This window comes from Sulfurimonas lithotrophica (assembly GCF_009258225.1).
In the GTDB taxonomy this organism is placed as follows: Bacteria; Campylobacterota; Campylobacteria; order Campylobacterales; family Sulfurimonadaceae; genus Sulfurimonas; species Sulfurimonas lithotrophica.
Genome location: NZ_CP043617.1, coordinates 997,513 through 1,015,782, shown reverse-complemented (window position 1 = coordinate 1,015,782; position 18,270 = coordinate 997,513). Strand labels below are relative to the sequence as shown.

19 protein-coding genes are annotated in these 18,270 nt (G+C 32.1%); 9 read left to right on the top strand and 10 right to left on the bottom strand.

All coding sequences use genetic code 11. The features are described from left to right. Positions 1-56: 56 nt before the first annotated feature. Positions 57-1,349, bottom strand: a complete 1,293-nt coding sequence (locus tag FJR48_RS05125) for a M99 family carboxypeptidase catalytic domain-containing protein (protein ID WP_152307084.1) — start codon at positions 1,347-1,349, stop codon at positions 57-59. Next, positions 1,333-2,073, bottom strand: a complete 741-nt coding sequence (locus FJR48_RS05120; RefSeq protein WP_152307083.1) for a M15 family metallopeptidase — start codon at positions 2,071-2,073, stop codon at positions 1,333-1,335. Before FJR48_RS05120 ends, FJR48_RS05125 begins: the two co-directional genes overlap by 17 nt. 130 nt (positions 2,074-2,203) lie before the next feature. On the opposite strand from FJR48_RS05120, the gene FJR48_RS05115 reads away from it, so the two are divergent. The 4 genes from FJR48_RS05115 (at position 2,204) to pdxA (ending at position 6,714) form a co-directional block, all read left to right on the top strand. Continuing rightward, a complete protein-coding gene (locus tag FJR48_RS05115) occupies positions 2,204-4,132 on the top strand; it encodes a thioredoxin domain-containing protein (RefSeq protein ID WP_152307082.1) in 1,929 nt (642 codons plus the stop codon). 182 nt (positions 4,133-4,314) lie between these two features. Further along, the gene (locus tag FJR48_RS05110; protein WP_152307081.1) at positions 4,315-5,013 is read left to right on the top strand and encodes a lysophospholipid acyltransferase family protein; all 699 of its coding nucleotides are present in this window, start codon (positions 4,315-4,317) and stop codon (positions 5,011-5,013) included. Position 5,014: 1 nt separating this feature from the next. Then, the gene (locus FJR48_RS05105) at positions 5,015-5,797 is read left to right on the top strand and encodes a pyridoxine 5'-phosphate synthase (RefSeq protein WP_188108642.1); all 783 of its coding nucleotides are present in this window, start codon (positions 5,015-5,017) and stop codon (positions 5,795-5,797) included. Beyond that, on the top strand, positions 5,797-6,714 hold the full coding sequence (gene pdxA, locus FJR48_RS05100) for a 4-hydroxythreonine-4-phosphate dehydrogenase (protein ID WP_152307079.1): 918 nt from the start codon (positions 5,797-5,799) through the stop codon (positions 6,712-6,714). Before FJR48_RS05105 ends, pdxA begins: the two co-directional genes overlap by 1 nt. Here the strand turns inward: pdxA and FJR48_RS05095 are convergent. Beyond that, complete coding sequence (locus FJR48_RS05095) at positions 6,692-7,108, bottom strand: hypothetical protein (RefSeq protein ID WP_152307078.1); 417 nt, start codon at positions 7,106-7,108, stop codon at positions 6,692-6,694. The genes pdxA and FJR48_RS05095 overlap by 23 nt on opposite strands. A gap of 115 nt (positions 7,109-7,223) precedes the next feature. On the opposite strand from FJR48_RS05095, the gene FJR48_RS05090 reads away from it, so the two are divergent. After that, entirely contained in the window at positions 7,224-7,625 is a 402-nt protein-coding gene (locus FJR48_RS05090) for a Fur family transcriptional regulator (RefSeq protein WP_152307077.1), read from the top strand. Between the two features lies 1 nt (position 7,626). Here FJR48_RS05090 and FJR48_RS05085 read toward each other — a convergent pair whose 3' ends face one another. Genes FJR48_RS05085 through FJR48_RS05065 form a run of 5 tightly spaced genes read right to left on the bottom strand, consistent with a single transcriptional unit; the run spans position 7,627 to position 10,401 of the window. After that, positions 7,627-8,307 (bottom strand): class I SAM-dependent DNA methyltransferase, encoded by a 681-nt coding sequence (locus tag FJR48_RS05085; protein WP_152307076.1) that lies wholly within the window; start codon positions 8,305-8,307, stop codon positions 7,627-7,629. Positions 8,308-8,322: 15 nt separating this feature from the next. Continuing rightward, positions 8,323-8,937, bottom strand: coding sequence for an ATP phosphoribosyltransferase (hisG, locus tag FJR48_RS05080; protein WP_152307075.1), 615 nt, complete (start codon positions 8,935-8,937; stop codon positions 8,323-8,325). Positions 8,938-8,991: 54 nt separating this feature from the next. Continuing rightward, positions 8,992-9,591 carry a type III pantothenate kinase gene (locus FJR48_RS05075; RefSeq protein ID WP_152307074.1) on the bottom strand — a complete coding sequence of 200 codons (600 nt, stop codon included), beginning with the start codon at positions 9,589-9,591 and terminating at the stop codon, positions 8,992-8,994. Then, entirely contained in the window at positions 9,591-9,911 is a 321-nt protein-coding gene (locus FJR48_RS05070) for a hypothetical protein (protein ID WP_152307073.1), read from the bottom strand. The genes FJR48_RS05075 and FJR48_RS05070 overlap by 1 nt, the downstream gene beginning before the upstream one ends. A gap of 46 nt (positions 9,912-9,957) precedes the next feature. Beyond that, on the bottom strand, positions 9,958-10,401 hold the full coding sequence (locus FJR48_RS05065) for a DUF4395 family protein (RefSeq protein ID WP_152307072.1): 444 nt from the start codon (positions 10,399-10,401) through the stop codon (positions 9,958-9,960). A 196-nt stretch (positions 10,402-10,597) separates the two neighbouring features. On the opposite strand from FJR48_RS05065, the gene FJR48_RS05060 reads away from it, so the two are divergent. From FJR48_RS05060 to FJR48_RS12445, 4 genes are read left to right on the top strand one after another with little or no spacing between them, the layout of a single operon-like run. Next, the gene (locus FJR48_RS05060) at positions 10,598-11,965 is read left to right on the top strand and encodes a TolC family protein (protein WP_152307071.1); all 1,368 of its coding nucleotides are present in this window, start codon (positions 10,598-10,600) and stop codon (positions 11,963-11,965) included. Then, the gene (locus FJR48_RS05055; protein ID WP_152307070.1) at positions 11,966-12,760 is read left to right on the top strand and encodes an efflux RND transporter periplasmic adaptor subunit; all 795 of its coding nucleotides are present in this window, start codon (positions 11,966-11,968) and stop codon (positions 12,758-12,760) included. A gap of 1 nt (position 12,761) precedes the next feature. Continuing rightward, entirely contained in the window at positions 12,762-14,360 is a 1,599-nt protein-coding gene (locus tag FJR48_RS12450; RefSeq protein WP_152307069.1) for an efflux RND transporter permease subunit, read from the top strand. Then, positions 14,360-16,051 (top strand): efflux RND transporter permease subunit, encoded by a 1,692-nt coding sequence (locus FJR48_RS12445; RefSeq protein WP_152307068.1) that lies wholly within the window; start codon positions 14,360-14,362, stop codon positions 16,049-16,051. Before FJR48_RS12450 ends, FJR48_RS12445 begins: the two co-directional genes overlap by 1 nt. A gap of 149 nt (positions 16,052-16,200) precedes the next feature. On the opposite strand, the gene serA is transcribed toward FJR48_RS12445, so the two are convergent. After that, entirely contained in the window at positions 16,201-17,790 is a 1,590-nt protein-coding gene (gene serA, locus FJR48_RS05040; RefSeq protein WP_152307067.1) for a phosphoglycerate dehydrogenase, read from the bottom strand. Further along, positions 17,791-18,270, bottom strand: a complete 480-nt coding sequence (locus FJR48_RS05035; protein ID WP_152307066.1) for a hypothetical protein — start codon at positions 18,268-18,270, stop codon at positions 17,791-17,793.

The window sequence follows — 18,270 nt, the reverse complement described above, 5'->3', positions numbered from 1 at the left end:
AAAATATCCTCAAAATAATTAAATCACATTATAATCACATTTTATAAATTAAAGGTTTAACTTTTAAATTTAATTAGGACCATTCCTGCGAATTTGTCTTCTTTGTAATACTCTACCCTATATATATCGCCGCTTTTATCTATTGAAAATTTTTTAGCAATCTGATTTTTCTTTATTTTCATATCGGTCTCTTTTTTGGAGTTTGTCGTAAAGCCTATAACATTTACCCTGTAAGCATTATCGTTTCTTACCAGAAAGTTTTCTTCTACCTCAACTATATCTCCGAATTTCACATCTTTTTCTATACCGTCAACCAGAAATTCTACTTCGGGTCTATACTCATCATGTTCCATATAATCGGCTTTTAATCTTGAGAGCCTTCTATTTCCGTATTGGATAGTATATTCATTATCTTTTTGAACAATAGTTAAAAGAGGATTACTTGCACGAAATTTTACTTCTTGGTCTTTTTTAATCGGGAAATATCTTAAATAGTTTCTAATTTTACTAAGGGGGAGTTTTATTTTATTATCATACATTGATATATATATATCATTATTTATAGCTGCATATACACCTTTAGAGTTCATATTAAATTTTCTTTTATACTCTATACCCATAATTTGCATATATTTCTCTAAAGCCAAAAGATGATAATAAACTCTTTGATGCGTACTTAAACTTTTGCTGGCTTCATTACCAAAAGCAGCTTTTGAATTATTTATGGCAAAATATGTAAGGGTTTTTGCCATCTCTTCATCACCCTCGTTTGTTCTTGTATTATGAACATGATACTTATGTTCATCTTTCATTAAATACTTATTAACATAATTTACGACTTGTTCGGATATCTCTTTTAAATTACCGTATTTAGCATCTATTTTTTCTTGATCTACGATAGAACATTGCCCCCATCTATACGGAGAATGAAGTTTGTCAATATACTGTGGACGATAAAAGCCGCTTCCGTCATGCAAATTTACGACTAGCTTTACGTTATCTTCTTTTATATACCCTTTAATTCTTTGAACTATATCATATTCAGGGTCATTACAGGAGAGTTCGGCAAATTTTCTGTTCATATCCCCAAAAGGTCCGCGACTTCTTTTTATAATGGAGTAAAAATTAAGATTTGGAACTATCCAAACAGAACCTTTTGTTATCTCATAGTGTGTTACAAGCAGAGATGCGGACAAAAAACCTCCGGGCTCATCACCCTGGATGCCGCCAATAACCAAAAGCGTATTGTTGTCATCAATACCTTTTTTAATAAGGTTAAAATCGTAACTTTTAGTAGAAGAAAAAAGTGCAGTTGAAACTAAAAAAAGCAGACTAAATAACTTCAACATGCCATGGCTCAAATCTTACTCCGTCATTATTATTTTTATCGTATCTCATACCGATATAATCAAGTTCCCTCATTTTATAAAATTCATCCGTCGTAGCAAAGTCCGCCGTAAAATTTTTATATCCCCACCCTTTTCTACCTACATCAAAATCACTAATCGTATGATATGAGTATGCAGGAGGTGCTATACTGTTACTCGCTTGAGTCACATTTCCGTTTAAATAGTATATTTTATTTACATAAAGACTCAACTGTTTTATTACGTTTCTAACACCCGATGTAAGAATAAGCGTTGGACCAACATCTGCTAAAAGGTTTTTATAGTCTTTTTCAGGCTGCCCTTTAAACAGATAGTGTCCCGTATATGGAATTTTGCTAACATCTTTTAAAAGGATTTCATTCTCTATATTTTCACAGGTTTTAATACCGAAAAAACCGTACTGCGAAGGTCTTTCATGGAAGAGTTTGTCAATTAGGTTCAATTCCTCTTTGCTAAATTCTCCGATTCTACTATAGTTTCTTCCATAATACAATGCACTCGTATAAGAGATAATATTAAAGTTTGCAAAGCCTACATACCGTCTTAATCTTTTTAATCTTTGGTTTAGAGTAACTAAAGTTCTCCATTCATTAGCCGTTAAATAAATATCCGTATCGTTGGCCAACAAATTTTTTGCAAAGACTGGTGTCAATATTGAAGTTAATAAAAAATCTCTTCTTTTCATAAGCGTTATTATAACTAAAAATATATATTGAAAACTTTTTTTCAAAAAATATTAATATTATTTACATAAAATACCAAAAAATAAATACTCCTATAACTAGCGGTTTTATATATAAAGGTGGATGAATATAATGTCGAACAAACTAACATACGAAGATTCTCCATATCTTCAACAACATAAAAACAATCCTGTAGATTGGTATCCTTGGTGTGATGAAGCATTTGAAAAAGCACAAAAAGAAAATAAAGCTATATTTATAAGTATAGGATATTCATCATGTCATTGGTGTCATGTTATGGAAGAAAATGTATTTGAAAATGAGGAGTGTGCAAAGATACTAAATGAAAACTTTGTATCTATAAAAGTTGACCGTGAAGAAAGACCCGATATAGATAAACACTTTCAAGAGGTACATATGCTTCTTAACCGTCGTCCTGGCGGTTGGCCTACCTCAATTTTTTGTACACCGCAGAACAAGCCGTTTTTTGCAGGGACTTATATACCGCCTGAATCAAGGGCAGGTTCCATAGAAGGGATGGGTTTTATTGAACTGACAAAACTGATAGCTCAAAAAATAAATGAAAACGATGAACAACTTTATAAAAATGCGGATGAAGTTGAAGGTTTTATAAACCATTATGAACATCCAAAAGAAGCAACTCTCTTAAAAGAGGATTTTTACAAAAATTTTTTACATCAGGTAAAAAACAATTATGACCCAAGATTTGGAGGTTTTTCGGTATCGCCGAAATTTCCCCAAGCCAATACCTTAAACACACTTTTAACGATAGACAGACTCTATGATGACAAAGCTGCTCGTGCGATGCTATTAGATACCTTAAACAATATGTCAAAAGGCGGTATATACGACTTGATAGACGGCGGATTTTGCAGGTACAGCGTTGATGAGAGATGGTTGGTACCGCACTTTGAAAAGATGCTTTACGACAATGCTTTATTGTGTGAAGTATATACTAAAACATACTTGATTTATAAAGATGAACAACACTTAAGTATTGCAAAAAGTATTGCTGACTTTTGGCTTAACTTTATGAGTGAAAATGGACTTTTTTACTCCGCAAGCGATGCTGACAGTCAAGGCGAAGAAGGTTCTTACTTTATATATACATACGATGAAGTAAAACAGGCACTAAACGATAAATATGAAAACGTAGATAAAGTACTCAAACAGCTCGGAGTAACGCAAACGGGAAATTTTGAAGGCAAAAATATAATTAGAATAGATGCAGATGCCCCTGAAGAATTTGCTGAAATAAAGACTATACTTCAGAATATTCGCAAAGATAGAGAGTATCCGTTTATAGATAAAAAAGTTCAAACTTCATGGTCGGCAATGATGCTTAAATCATTATTTATTTTAGGTAGTATAGACAATAAATATAATAAGATAGCCGTTAATTCGCTAAATGAGCTTTTAAAAACAATGTATATAGATGAAAAGCTCTACCATACCACACTCATTCACAAGACTCCTAAGATTGAGGCATTTTTAGAAGACTACGCATTTTTAGCAGATGCAATAATGAGTGCTTATAAATATACTGGCAAAGATATATATCTTATACAAGCACAAAGATTTATAAATATTGCACTTGAAAAGTTTTATAAAAACGGCGTATGGAATTTTAGCGATATGGACTTTGAAACAAAAGCCGAAATATCGGATAATACATATACTTCAAGCGTAGCGGTCATTATTGAAGCCATGTTTAGCCTAAGCAGTATAATAGAAGATGAGAAATACGCACATTTTGCATTTAAAACGCTTGAATATAATTCATATGAATTGGCAAGACGCCCGGTTCTATATCCAAAAATGCTAGAACAGGTTCTTAGATATACAAAGGGTGAAAGAATTATTAAATCAACTCAAGACAATCTAAGCAACCATATAGATAAACTAAGTGCATTAAAATATCCGTTTATATTGCTAAAATCTGATTCAAACAGTGAATATTTAATCTGCGGAGATAAAAGTTGCTTCTCTTCTACAGATGATTTAGACCAATTAGATAAGCTAATAATTAACTCTATTTAGCTAAAATAGTGTTTTTAAATTAATTTATAGTAAGGATAATAAGCATGAAAATCATAATAACATCGATATTAGCTTTAGCTATTGCTTCTATGTTTACTGCATGTGAACGTAATGATTATCAACATCCTCTTCACAGGTCTAAATAATATATATGCTTAAGGGTATAGAAAAGTTTAAATCCGATGATTAAAAAACTTATCAAATACCCATATATGATTAAACTCGGATATAAATATATAAAAATATTTAAAAGAACATATAAGCATCCCTTTATAACTCATAAACAAGCACATATCCAGCTATCAAAAGACCGTCAAGCATATGCAAATAATATTTTGAAATATTTAAATATCGATATTAAAATATATGGTTCTTTACCAAAAAAAAATCATAAACTTTATATTATCAACCATCGATCGCTTTTAGATATAATAATTATGGAAAGTATCTTTTCCAAACATAATAAATCAGGTCTTTGGATAGCTAAAGAGGAGTTGTTTAACGCTTTTTACGGTGACTTTTTTAAATATAGCGGAAATATTAGTGTTGATCTTGAGAAGAAAAAAGGTCTCATTAGTTTTTTTAAAAAAATAAAACACTCTCTGGATAAAGATAATGATGTAAATATATATATTTTCCCCGAAGGGGAGAGAAATAAAAGCAATAATATATTAGAATTTCAACCCGGTGCTCAAAAAATAGCAAGATCAAATAAGCTTGATATAGTACCGGTCTTTATTAACGATACTTTGGAGAGTGTTTTTAAACACGCACCATTTAAAAATAAAAAGATAGTTGAAGTGCATTTTGGAGATGAAATTGAACATAATGAGCTTGAACAAAAATATAAAAAATTTGTATATAGGATTTTAAATGTGTAAAATGAACTTAGGTGTAAACATAGACCATGTAGCTGTTTTACGTGAAGCTAGACGTGTAAACGACCCTGATATTCTTCAAGCAATGTTTGTAGCATGTGAAAGCGGAGCTGACCAAATAACCATACATCTTAGAGAAGACAGACGACATATACAAGATATTGATGTTAAAAACATCATGATTAATTCTAAGTTACCCGTAAATTTAGAGTGTGCGATAGATAAAAATATATTAGACATAGTTTGCGATATGAAACCGCATCGTGCTACACTTGTCCCGGAAAAACGTGAAGAAGTAACTACTGAAGGCGGACTTGATGTTTTTAACCACTCAAGTAAAATTTGTTATGCCGTAGAAAAATTACATGATTCACTTATTCCCGTTTCTTTATTTGTCGATCCAACCATGGAAGCTATGCAAAAATCAAAAGAATTGGGTGCTGAAATGGTTGAACTTCATACAGGTGCATTTGCAAATATTTTTGCTATGCTTTACGCCAATCTATCCCATTCAAACCATAGCATAAAGGAGTTGGAACTACCTCGTTATAAATTAGAAACAATGCTAGAAAATGAATTAAAAAACATAAAAGAGGCTTCTGTATATGCAAAAAAACTCGGGCTTGAAGTTGCTGCTGGACATGGATTAAATTATGCGAACGTTCATTATATGATGGATATAGAAGAAATTACCGAGTTAAATATAGGTCAAAGCATTATTGCAAGAAGTGTCTTTTCAGGCTTATCCGAAGCTATCAAAGAGATGAAGAAACTAACTACAAGATAATGAAAAAAATAGCAGTAAGTGTCGGTGATATTAACGGTGTTGGGATAGAGATAGCACTAAAAGCACATAATGAGATTTCCAAAATATGTAAACCCGTCTATTGCATCAACGATAAACTGCTTGCTCACGCTGCCAAACTTTTAAATGTAGATATTCCAAAAGATTTTCAAACTGTTAAAATGGATGCAGACTTTGAAATAAAACCATCTACTATAGATGCAAATAGTGGAAGATTTTCATATGAAAGCTTTATAAAAGCTATTGGTCTATGCGAAAGCGATAAAGCAGATGCAGTAGTTACAATGCCTATACACAAAGAAGCATGGAGCTTGGCAGGACTTGACTATAAAGGTCATACCGATCTACTTCGCAAACACTTCAAACAAGATGCCATTATGATGCTCGGTTGCGAGAAGATGTTTGTAGCACTTTATACCGAGCATATACCTTTAAAAGATGTAGCCAAAAGTATAAAACAAGATAAGCTTGTGAGTTTCTTTTTAGATTTAGACACCTCTTTACCTAAAGCAAAAATAGCCGTACTTGGACTAAACCCTCATGCAGGCGACAATGGAGTTTTAGGTGATGAAGAACGTGAAATAGAAGCCGCAATAAAGAGTGTAAACGACAAGCTAGGCTTTGAGCGCTATGTTGGTTGTTTAGTTCCGGATGTAGCATTTACACCAGATGCGAGAAAAAACTTTAACTATTATGTTGCAATGTACCATGACCAAGGTCTAACACCACTAAAAGCACTCTATTTTGATGAGAGTGTAAATATATCTTTAAACTTACCTATAGTTAGAACTTCGGTAGATCACGGTACTGCATTTGATATAGCCTATCAAGGCAAAGCCAAAACACTAAGCTATATAAACGCTGTTAAAAGTGCTATTAGTTTGTGTAACAAAGAATAGCTTTTATATCAAAGTAGAAAGAAAGATGTTCTTGATTTTTTTGAGAGTAAGCTATAAAGTGTCCGTTATTGTACCAATAGTTCATTTTAATCTTTTTCGAATCACGACTTACAGTCAAACTACCTGTTCTAGGTTCACCTTTGACTCGTTTATTTGCTCGTATATCTATTATTTCTATAACTTTTTTATCATCTAAAGTTATTTTAGAACCCACAAGGATATCTTTAAAATTACTTCCACTCTTGGCTATAGCATCATACTTAACTTTCACAAAATCAGCTTTTTTATCTAACTGTACCTTTACATCACCGTATTGTGCAAGTTCACAACCCGTATATTTTTGAGTTGCATAAAGCGATACCCAAAGTGTTAATGCAAGTAATATTTTAAACATCGTTTCTCCTTAATTAACAAGAAGTGTAGAGTATCTTATCTTAAACGAATATTATTATTATCATACAATTTAAAAATTTTCATTTATCACATAAAAATAATGATAAAATTCTGTTATGAATAATTTTGAAGTAATGCTTAGAGAACATAATCTTAAAGCGACAAAACAAAGAATCGGTATTTTATCAATTATGCATATGAGAGGTCATATAAATATTGAAGAGTTATATGAAAGGGTAAAAAAATCATATCCAAGTATATCGCTTGCGACTCTTTATAAAAACATACGTCTTATGCTTGAAAACAAGCTATTGACTGAAGTTAGTGTAAATAATTCTAAAACTTTATATGAAATTACAAAAGAAGATCATGCCCACATGCACTGTGAAAAATGTAATGAAGTTATGGATATAGACTTTTGTTTTGAAGATATGTATAAAAATTTAGGGAATGAAGACGGATTTTTACTAAAAAATACACAAGTTACACTAATGGGTATATGTAAAAACTGTCAATAAATCACTTCTTCTTAAAGATAAGAAGTGTTTTATCTTCCTCTGCATAAAGTGAAAAAGTTTGTTTATCTATAAGTTTTAGACCATTTAGATTTTTAAAAAAGTTTAGTTTATGAAAATACTGGACTATAGTATCTTGATATTTTCTATATAACTCATTTTCTTTCTCGAACAGAGTTATTTTTGTATGAAGTTCATTATTCTCAAACACTGCATCTACGCTTAAAAACTCTTCACCCGTGTCATTACTCATACTACCCTCGGCTACATCTGCAAAGCCTGAGAGTGTATTTATATCTGCTATAAAAATACCGTCTTCATTTAAACAAGATGCTACAGATTCTAAAAAACTTGTTAAACCGTCTTTATCCATAAAGTTTAAAACATCGAAGATGCTTACTATTGCATCGTATTTACCACTCTCTTCTTTTATATCTATACACTGAGCATCTAAGCCTTTAGCCTTACATGCATCTACCATCATCTGGCTTAGGTCTATTCCCTTACACGTAATACCATCACTTATAAGACGCTCCATAAATCCGCCGCGCCCACAGCCTACATCAAGCAGTGTTTTTACTTCATAATCATCAAGTTCACCGCGATATACATCATAAAGTGCTTCTGTAGCCTCTTCTATTCCGAGTAAATGTTCGGCTTTTGAATAAAGGTCCAGATTTGTCATATGTGAGCCTGTCATCTACGACTTTATAACTTTTTCTATCTTCTCATAAATATCCAAAACTTCGTCTTTTTTAGATACATAAGAGTTTTTGTTTGCAATCAGGTAAGTTGAACTTGTCATAATATCTTCTACAACCTCTAAACCATTTTGCTTCATTGTAGTTCCTGTCTCTACGATATCAACTATCATATCCGCAAGACCTATAAGAGGAGCTAGTTCAATCGAGCCGTAAAGTTTAATGATCTCTACACTAACTGCACGCTCTTCAAAGTAACGTTTAGTGATATTTACCATCTTAGATGCTACTTTTAAGTCAGGTTTATTAAGATCTAACTTCTCACCTTTTTTCATCCCTATACTTACTTTACATACACCCTTTTGCAGATCAAGCAGACGTATAACGTCAAGCCCCTGCTCTTCTAAAGTATCAAGCCCAACTACACCGATATCGGCTGCCTGATGATATACATATGTCGCTACGTCTTGGTTTCTTACTAGTAAAAAACGAAATTTCGGTGTATCTAAAATAAGTTTTCTATCATCAAAAATAAATTCATCACCAAAAATCTTTCCAAAAATCTCTAGAGTTTCTTTTGCAATACGACCTTTTGGAAGTGCAACTGTTAACATATGTATAACCTTGTATAAAATATTTACGGGATTTTATCTAAATTAAGCTGTAGTTTATATAAGCTTCTTCATACCCTCAAATATAAGTCTGTCATTTACCTTGGCATCTACAAATATTTTCTTTAATAGATTTGCATCTCCGCCTGTTAAAATTATCGGCATTTTATATGAGATAACTTCAGAATATAATAGTTTTAAATATCCGTAACTGATAGCATCTTGTGAATTTTTTGGAAGTTTTTTAGTATCTAAATCATAGTTAAATTCATAGTCAAGTGCCGATGATATATTTTTGTAAGTGAAACTCATAGCCCTGCATCCGGGATATATAAAGCCACCTTGAAATACACCATCTTTTACTACATCAACGGTAATTGCACTTCCCGCATCTATAATTACGCCGTTTTGCACAGCTTCACAAGCGACTATTCTGTCTATCCCCATAGTGTTATAATAGTTGCTCATATTTATTTTTTCAGATAAATCTATCCAGTTGGAAAATTTTAAAAGACTTTTTTTCGTATTTGGCTCTACACAAATATAATATACATTTTCTTTTATTGAGGCTGGATTAAAAGTTTTCACATCCTCTTTGTAATCTTCGTCTGCATCCAGAAAATGATACGATGTATTACCAATATCACATAAGAGCATCAGCTTAGTTTCCAACCCTTTTGTTTAAATGCATCTTTTGCCTTTGAACAAAGAGGTGCATCTATAAACAGAAACTTATGTTTAAAATTATGCTCGCATAAAATAGTTAGTTTTTCATAAATCTCTTCAAATTTATGAACATCTTTCATAAGCAATCGAGATTTTTGACTTACCGCAAATATAGCCCAAAAATAACCACTTGTATCAGTAGCTTTATACATTTTTATTTTATTTCTTACACCTATCTCTTTTGGTGAAATCTCTTGCATTTTTTTAAATAACTTTCCTTTTGAACGAAAGGAATCAACTACCATTTGCATATCTATTTTTTACCCCTATAGTGTAAAATTTTTATAATTTTAACATTTAAGACATAAAACTTGGGTATATTTTTTTAATTATAAAATATACTTTACAACCTACACAATAATTTATACTTGCATCTAAGAGTGAACATAAAATAAAAATACCGCCTACTAAAAAAGAAAATTCTTTTAAATCCATATGGTTTAAAAGTACAAGTAGCAGTATAAAAAATATTCCAAATAGACCTGCTAATTTTTTTGCTCCGCTATCTGTGAATGCATCTTTGATATTTAAAACTTTTTTTAACATTTTTGAAATCAAAAAAATAAGAGAGAAGTTTTTTTGACAAAATATACGCATATAAAAATCTAAAAATAAAAAGTATAATATATATATATTAAAGCTATAAAGATAATAAGTTACAAAAATACTCACTATCAATGAAGATATCCTAGATATCCCTGAATCAATTTTTTCAAATGCTATTGGACACGCATACCCCATAAAACTACCCTTTTAAAAACTATAATCAAATTTTAGTGATATAATCTTAAAATAGTATTATTTTATTTTCTTATATTAATATTTCAAATAATAAAATTTTGCTTTGCATTTGATATAAATAAAAGTTAACTATGGTATAATCTCTCCTTAACTTTCAATATAAAAATTAATTATAAAAAATTAGGAGACAAGATAAATGAGGAAATTAGTTTTTACACTTTTTAGTGTATTTGTACTTAATGCAGATGAACCTATTTCACTTGATAATGCATTAAAAATATTAAACTCTCAGAACCTTGAGATTAAAGCTGCTACTTTAGACGTAAAAGCCGCTAAAGAAAAAATAGGCAGTGTAAGCGGTACTAATTGGGGTAAATTAGACTTTGTTCAAGATGTTGCAAAGTCTGATAGTGCAGGAAATGTTTTTGGTTTTAAATTAGAGTCGCGTGAAGCGGATTTCGGTGATTTTGGATTTTCAGAGTTTTTACCGTGTATGAGTGCTACACCTCCGGCTTCATGTTCAAACCCTTTAACAATTGCACCAAAAGATTTAAATTATCCGGATGCAAGAAATTTCTTTCAATCTAAAATAAAATATGAGTTGCCTATATTTACAGGTTTTCAAATTAGTTCATATACAGCTATTATGGAATCAATGGCTAAAATGAAAACTCTTGATAAAGATAAAGTTATAAATGAAAAAATTTATCAGCTTAAAAAGAGTTATTACGATATGGCACTACTCGAAAACTCTATTAATAACTTAAACATTATTATGAAAAATATAGATAAGCTAGAGAGAATGACTAATCAAATGATAGAAGTCGGTTATGCAAAAAAAAGTGACCTTTTGGAAGTTCAAGCTAAAAAAGGTAATGTAGAGCGTTTAATATCTCAAATGAACTATAATGAAAAACTTCTATACCACTTTATAGGTTTTTTACTAAACCAAAAAGTTGATGCTATTGAGATACCTAAAAGTAATATTGAGATGCCTTCAATCAACGATGAGGATATACTAAAAAACAATTTAGATATTCAAAGAGCAAGTACAGGCTTAGAAATTAGAGAATCTATGGTAGATGTGCAACAGTCTAACTACTACCCGATGATAGGTGCATTTGCGGAATTATCTACTGCAGATGATACCTTTTTAGGTGAAGCAAGCGATCATAAAGCTTATACTGTCGGAGCACGTCTAACTTGGAATATTTTTAACGGTGGTGTTGATGCTTCAAAAGTTGAAGAGGCACAAATAGAAAAACTAAAAACTAAATCTCAAGTAGAACTTGCCCGTCACGGCATAAAACTGCAAATTGCAAAACTTAGAACAGAGATAGAGACTCAAGATGCTGAAGTGGCATTTTTAGAAAAAGAGTTAAAACTTGCAAATGAAATTTACAAAAACTATGAAGGTCGTTATAAAGAGAAACTATCATCAATGAGTGACGTAATTATTAAACAATCACAACAAATAGAAAAAATACTTGAACTGCAAATGGCTCAAAACAAAAGAAACGAGCGTATATTTGCACTTATAAAATTAGCAAATGGAGATAAATAAATGAAAAAACTACTTATACTTTTAGCAATGGGGGCGGCTTTAGTAGCAGAGACTTTGACACTTTCGGGAAGTGTAATATCCGATAACCAAAAGATGATTACAAGTCGTTTTATGGGTTTTGTAACACAGGTTAATGTTAGTGAAGGCGAATACGTAAAAAAAGGTCAATTGCTGTACGAAATTGATTCTAAAGAGATAGATTCAGCCTTGACACAAGTTAAACTTGGAATAAGTCAAGCTCAACTCGCCCTTCAAATGTATCAAAACCAATATACAAACGTAAAACTGAACCTAGATCGTCACAGACGTCTTTATGAAAAAGATATGGTTTCAAAACACGAAGTTGAAACTCTTGAACTTGCAGAAGCTAATTTAAAAGATATGATTGATATATCTAAAAAACAAGTAGCTCAAGCAGAAGCTCAACTAAAAGAGGTTGAAAATCAATATAGATATTTACATATAAAAGCTCCTAACGACGGTGTAGTTGTAGCTAAAAATATTAAAGTCGGCGAGATGGCTATGCCTGGAATGCCGGCAGTTATATTATCGGATTTATCAAACTTAAAAATTTCGGCTGAGATTGCAGAAAGTAATTTAAAAAGTATCAAACACGGTACGAAAGTACAAGTATCTATACCTTCGTTAGATATAAATACAGTTGGAAAAATCAGTGCTATTATTCCAAACTCTAATCCTATGACGCATACATTTAAAATCAAAGTTTCTTTCAAAACCAATAGTAAGTCAGTTTATCCGGGTATGTATGCTACTGTTGATATAAAGGTACAATAGCATGAAAGAAAAAGACCTATCAAATATTAAAGTAACTGATAGTGCCGGTAAATTAGCTCGTGGATTTTTATATAATCCGCTAACTGCCGTTTTAGCTATCTTTTTACTGGCTATCGGGTATATATCATTAGAAGTTATGCCAAGAGAGGAAGACCCGCAGATCTCTATTAGCGGAGGTAGTATTATTATCCCCGCACCGGGATTGAAACCAAAAGAGATTGAGCAAATAATCGTGGAGCCGCTAGAAACAAAGCTTAGAGAGATAAAAGGTATTGAACATATCTATTCTATGAGTATGGATAATGTTGCAGTTGTAAATGTTATGTACTATATTGGACAAAACAGAGAGATATCTAATCTTAAATTGTATGATAAAGTGATGCAAAATATGGATAAGCTTCCTAAAAATATTATGCAACCGCTTGTAAAACCTCTTGATATTGATATTGATATACCGATTCTGGGTATAGCTTTTTACCAAAAAAACAAATCTATTTCTTATCCTAAGTATTTAGAAACTATTGAAAATTTAAAAAAAGAAATAAGTGCCATAAACAGTGTTTCCAAAACAGAATTAAAAGGGGCTCATAAAGCACAGTATAACGTAGAAGTAGATCTCGCTAAATTAAAAGGTTATCATCTATCTTTAGGTCAAATTGTTCAAGGTATCAAATCTATTGCCGTTCGTGTTCCAAGTGTCAGTGCTCCGACAAAAGATAATAAACTTGTAATATTCGGTATTAAAAATGCAATCGATTCTATTAAAGATGTTGAGAATATCATGGTAGCACAATATATGGGAAGCCCTATATATTTAAGAGACGTAGCAAAAATTACAGATAGTATAGATATTCAGAATAAACAAAGTGCAAAAGTGTTTTTTAAAGACGGTTCGTCTTATGAACAAATTACGCTATCTGTTTCCAAACTAGCAGGTACAAATGCAGTATTTGTAGCTGATGACGTTAAAGAACTTTTAGAAGCCAATAAAGAGAGCTTGAATAAACTTGGCATCTCATATACTATTACCAGAAATTACGGAGTTAGAGCAAACGATGCCGTAAACGAACTGGTACATCACCTAGTTATTACCATAGTTATTATTGCCGTAATGCTTGTATTTTTCCTAGGATGGAAAGAATCTTTAATCGTAACTTTTACTGTACCTGCAATTTTAGCTATTACACTATTTTTGGCATACATGGGTGACCAGACTATTAACAGGATTACACTGTTTGCATTTTTGCTTTCACTTGGTCTATTAGTAGATGCCGCCATCATCGTTATTGAAAATATTCACAGACATATGCACGCTCACGATAGTCAAGATAGAGATATAGATGAACTTCTCATCAATGCTACCGATGAGATAGGTGCACCGACAAATGTTGCTACACTTGCCATTATACTAACAATGGTTCCTATGGCGTTTGTAGGAGGTATGATGGGTGAGTTTATGAAACCTATTCCTTTAAATGTACCTGTTGCTCTTTTAGCATCATTGTTTATAGCATATATATTTACACCGTATCTTGGAAGAAAACTACTTCACAGATCACAAGACGATTCACATAAACATACTGAAAAGGAGGCAAATTAATGGGTCACGAACATCAAGGTAAAAAATTTGAAGAGTTTGTATATGGTATTTTAGACAACCCTAAAAAAACATTAATTGTTTTTGGACTTGTTGCTCTATTTTTTGTTGGCTCAATTATGATGTTTCCTACAAAAATAGTTTTAGCCAAAATGCTTCCGGGAAAAAGTACAAATACTTTCACGGTATATATTGACACTCCAAACGGTAGTTCAATAGATCAAACAAAAGCGGTAAGTGAATGTACCGTAGGTATTTTACAAAAAGAAGAACATGTAACAGATTTAGAGTTGTTTTTGGGACAAGGCTCACCTCTTGATTATGCAGGGCTTGTAAAAGGCAGCGGAATGAAGATAGGTGAACAGTTTGCTGAGATTGTTGTAAATCTTACAGATAAACATACTAGAGACGATAAGTCGTTTAACATGGTACAAAGGCTTCGTCCCGTAATAAAAGATAAATGTATCCCTTTAGTTGAAGGTACAAACATTAAGATGATAGAGATGCCTGCAGGCCCTCCTACTCTTGCATCTATAGTTGTTGAAGTATATGGTAAAGATAATCAAAAAGTTATTGAACTAAGTCGCGATGTTGCAAGTATCCTAAAAAATACAGAAGGTTTAGTAGATGTAGATGTTATGGCTGACGAGAGTTATAAAAAATACCAACTTGTCCCTATATCGGATAAAATAAGTAAAAGCGGTTTAAGTGTTGAACAAGTGAATCAAATACTCTATCTTGCATTTGAAGGTATGGGTGTAGCTGTTAAAAATACTATTGACTTGAATGATCAAATATCTATATTTGTCTCACTTAGTGATGAAAGTCAAAAAATCAACTCAAATACAATATCTTCTTTAAAGGCTAAACTGAGCCAATTAAGTCTTATGAATAAAAACGGTATGATGATACCGCTTACTGAAGTCGTAGCTATTGAAGAAGGTCAAAGTTCACCTATGATTTATCATAAAAACTTAAAGACGATGGTAAATGTTGTAGCTGAGACAGATATGGTATCCCAAGTATATCCGCTTCTTGAAGCTAGAGATATTATGATAGAAAAATTTTCAGATAAATATAAAGTAAGCAAAGTTGATGGAATAACAACTTATATGTTTGACTTAAAACTTAAAGACAAAACTGACGGTGAAGAGTATCTACTCCGCTGGGACGGAGAGATGAAAGTTACACTAGATACTTTTAGAGATTTAGGAGCTGCTTTTATCGCTGCACTTATATTGATTTTCTTACTTCTTGTAGTTTACTATAAATCTTTTGCACTTAGCGGTATAGTACTCGGTGGTAGTTTCTTATCTATCATAGGTGTTATTATAGGACACTGGGTAGCTGATCTGGTTACGACCGAGACATTCTTTTTGACTGCGACTTCACTGATAGGGTTTATCGCACTTATGGGAATCAGTTCAAGAAACTCTTTACTTTTAATTGATTTTGCAAAATCTCTTATAGAAGAAAAAGCTATAGAGAAAAGACGTGCTATTGCTATAGCAAGTGCTACAAGGGCGAAACCTATTATGCTGACGGCAATCGCAATTATCCTTGGTTCTGCACTTTTAGCGAGTGACCCTGTATTTGGCGGTCTTGGTGTAGCACTTATTTCAGGTACTGTAGCTGCAGTTATCGTATCTTTGATATTTATTCCGATTTTAATGGATAAAACAAAAGATATATAATCTTCATTCAATAAGTTATTTTACATAACTTATTGTCTTATTTTATTTCTGTTTTCTGAAAATATTATTACTATTTTATAAAATTGTTTTATTGAGGAGACTTACCCTACTTTAAAAAGTAGAGTAATTAAGAAGAGGAACTTTATTTATTATATAGAAGCGTAACTTACACTTAGACAAGCTTCTAAGTCAGATAACTCTTTTATTGTAGCATCGTTAACTGCATTATCAACAAGCACTACAGCTAAAGCATTGCCCTGTGTATTTCTAGCCAATGAAAAATCTGCAATATTAACATTGTTATTTGCTAAAACCATACCTACACTGCCGATTACGCCAGGAACGTCAGTATTTTTAAACATAATCATATTACCGCGAAGTGCCACTTCAATATCAAAACCGTCAATCGCAACAAGACGTTGAACATTGTCATCAAATATAGTACCGCTGATAGTAGTAGTACCCTCGGCAGTTGTAAGTTTAATAGTTATTAGGTTTTTATATACACTAGAATCACCGCAATCTTCACTTGATATCTCTATGCCCTTCTCTTTTGCTATAAAGTCGGCATTTACATAGTTAATAGTATCGCTAGAATTTTCACTCATTGCACCGACTGCAACAAAAGTTGAAAGTGAATCTACATATTTACCGATCTCACCGTATCCGCTTACTTTTATAGACACGATCTGGCTTTTATTCATTTGAGACTCTAAGAAACCGATCTTTTGCCCCATCTCTAAAAACGGTTTTACAAATGAAGGGATAGTAGTTTCATCTATCGGTAAATTCATAGCATGGGGATAAGCTATGCCTTTTGCAGCTTCAATAGCATTTTGAGCAGCTTGAGTACCGATATTATACTGAGACTCATAAGTGTTAGCACCAAGGTGTGGTGAAACAGTTACATTATCCAAGTCAAGTAATGGATGGTCAGTTGCAGGTTCTTTAATAAATACATCTATACCCGCAAAACGGATTTTACCGCTTTTTAGATTGTTGTATAGTGCATCTTCATTATAAAGACCACCACGTGCACAGTTAACTAAAACTACACCGTCTTTCATTTTAGCTATTTCAGCTTCATTGATAATATCTATAGTTTCTTTATTTTTAGGTGTGTGTATAGTAATGATGTCACAAGCTAAAATATCATCGAAGTTTTTAGTATATGTCATATCCAAGTCAGTTACTTTAGATGGATGAATATATGGATCATATGCAACAATATCCATCTCAAAAGCCTTAGCACGCTTAGCAACACGACTACCGATGTTACCAAAACCGATTACACCGAGTTTTTTGCCTTTAAGCTCATATCCGTACCACTTTTCACGCTTCCATATACGCTCTTGTTTTAAATGATTGTGAGAGTATGGAAACATTCTCATACATGAGAGCATATGAGCCATTGTAAGTTCAACGGCAGCAATGGTATTTGCAGTAGGTACGTTCATAACTATAATACCCTCTTTTGAACATCCAGGAATATCTACATTATCAACACCTACACCTGCACGAACAACAGCTTTTAAATTTTTTGCATGTGAGATAAAAAACTCATCTACATCTGTTGAACTTCTTGTAATTGCAACATCGGCAGTTGGGATAATTTTTTCTACAAGTTCAGTCTTATCAACATCGGCTGCGAAAACATAGTTTATGTTTTCATCATTTTTTAACATTTCAAGACCGGCATCATGAATATGGTCACAAACTACTATAGTATGTTTTTGCATTTATTTGTCCTCTTTATATAGCGAAATACTCGCCTCTATTTGGTAGTTTTTTAAAACTTTAACTAATGAACTTAGTTTAGGTTTGTCTTGAGAGTATATATCTAATAATACTCCGTTTTTATCTCTTTTGAGATAATACTTTAACTTATGCTGATTCAGCTCTTCTTTTAAACAAAATAACTGATATGGATCTATAAGTGAAGCAGATAATCTATATACAGTTTTATTTAGTATCTTTTTATCTAAAGAAGTTTTTATATATACTTCATTAACAGGATAAAAATACCCTAATCTTTGAGTATCAGAAAAGTGTTCTAACCAAACCTTTTCATTTTTTGGTTTAGCAGTAGTACTTTTTCGAGAAAGCGGTTCTAACTCTTTAATTCTTTCATGAGAGTTAATATTTATTAAAAAGATTACAACAAAAATGATTACTCCAATCCCAATGAGAGGAGTAAACCATTTTAATACAGTATGCAT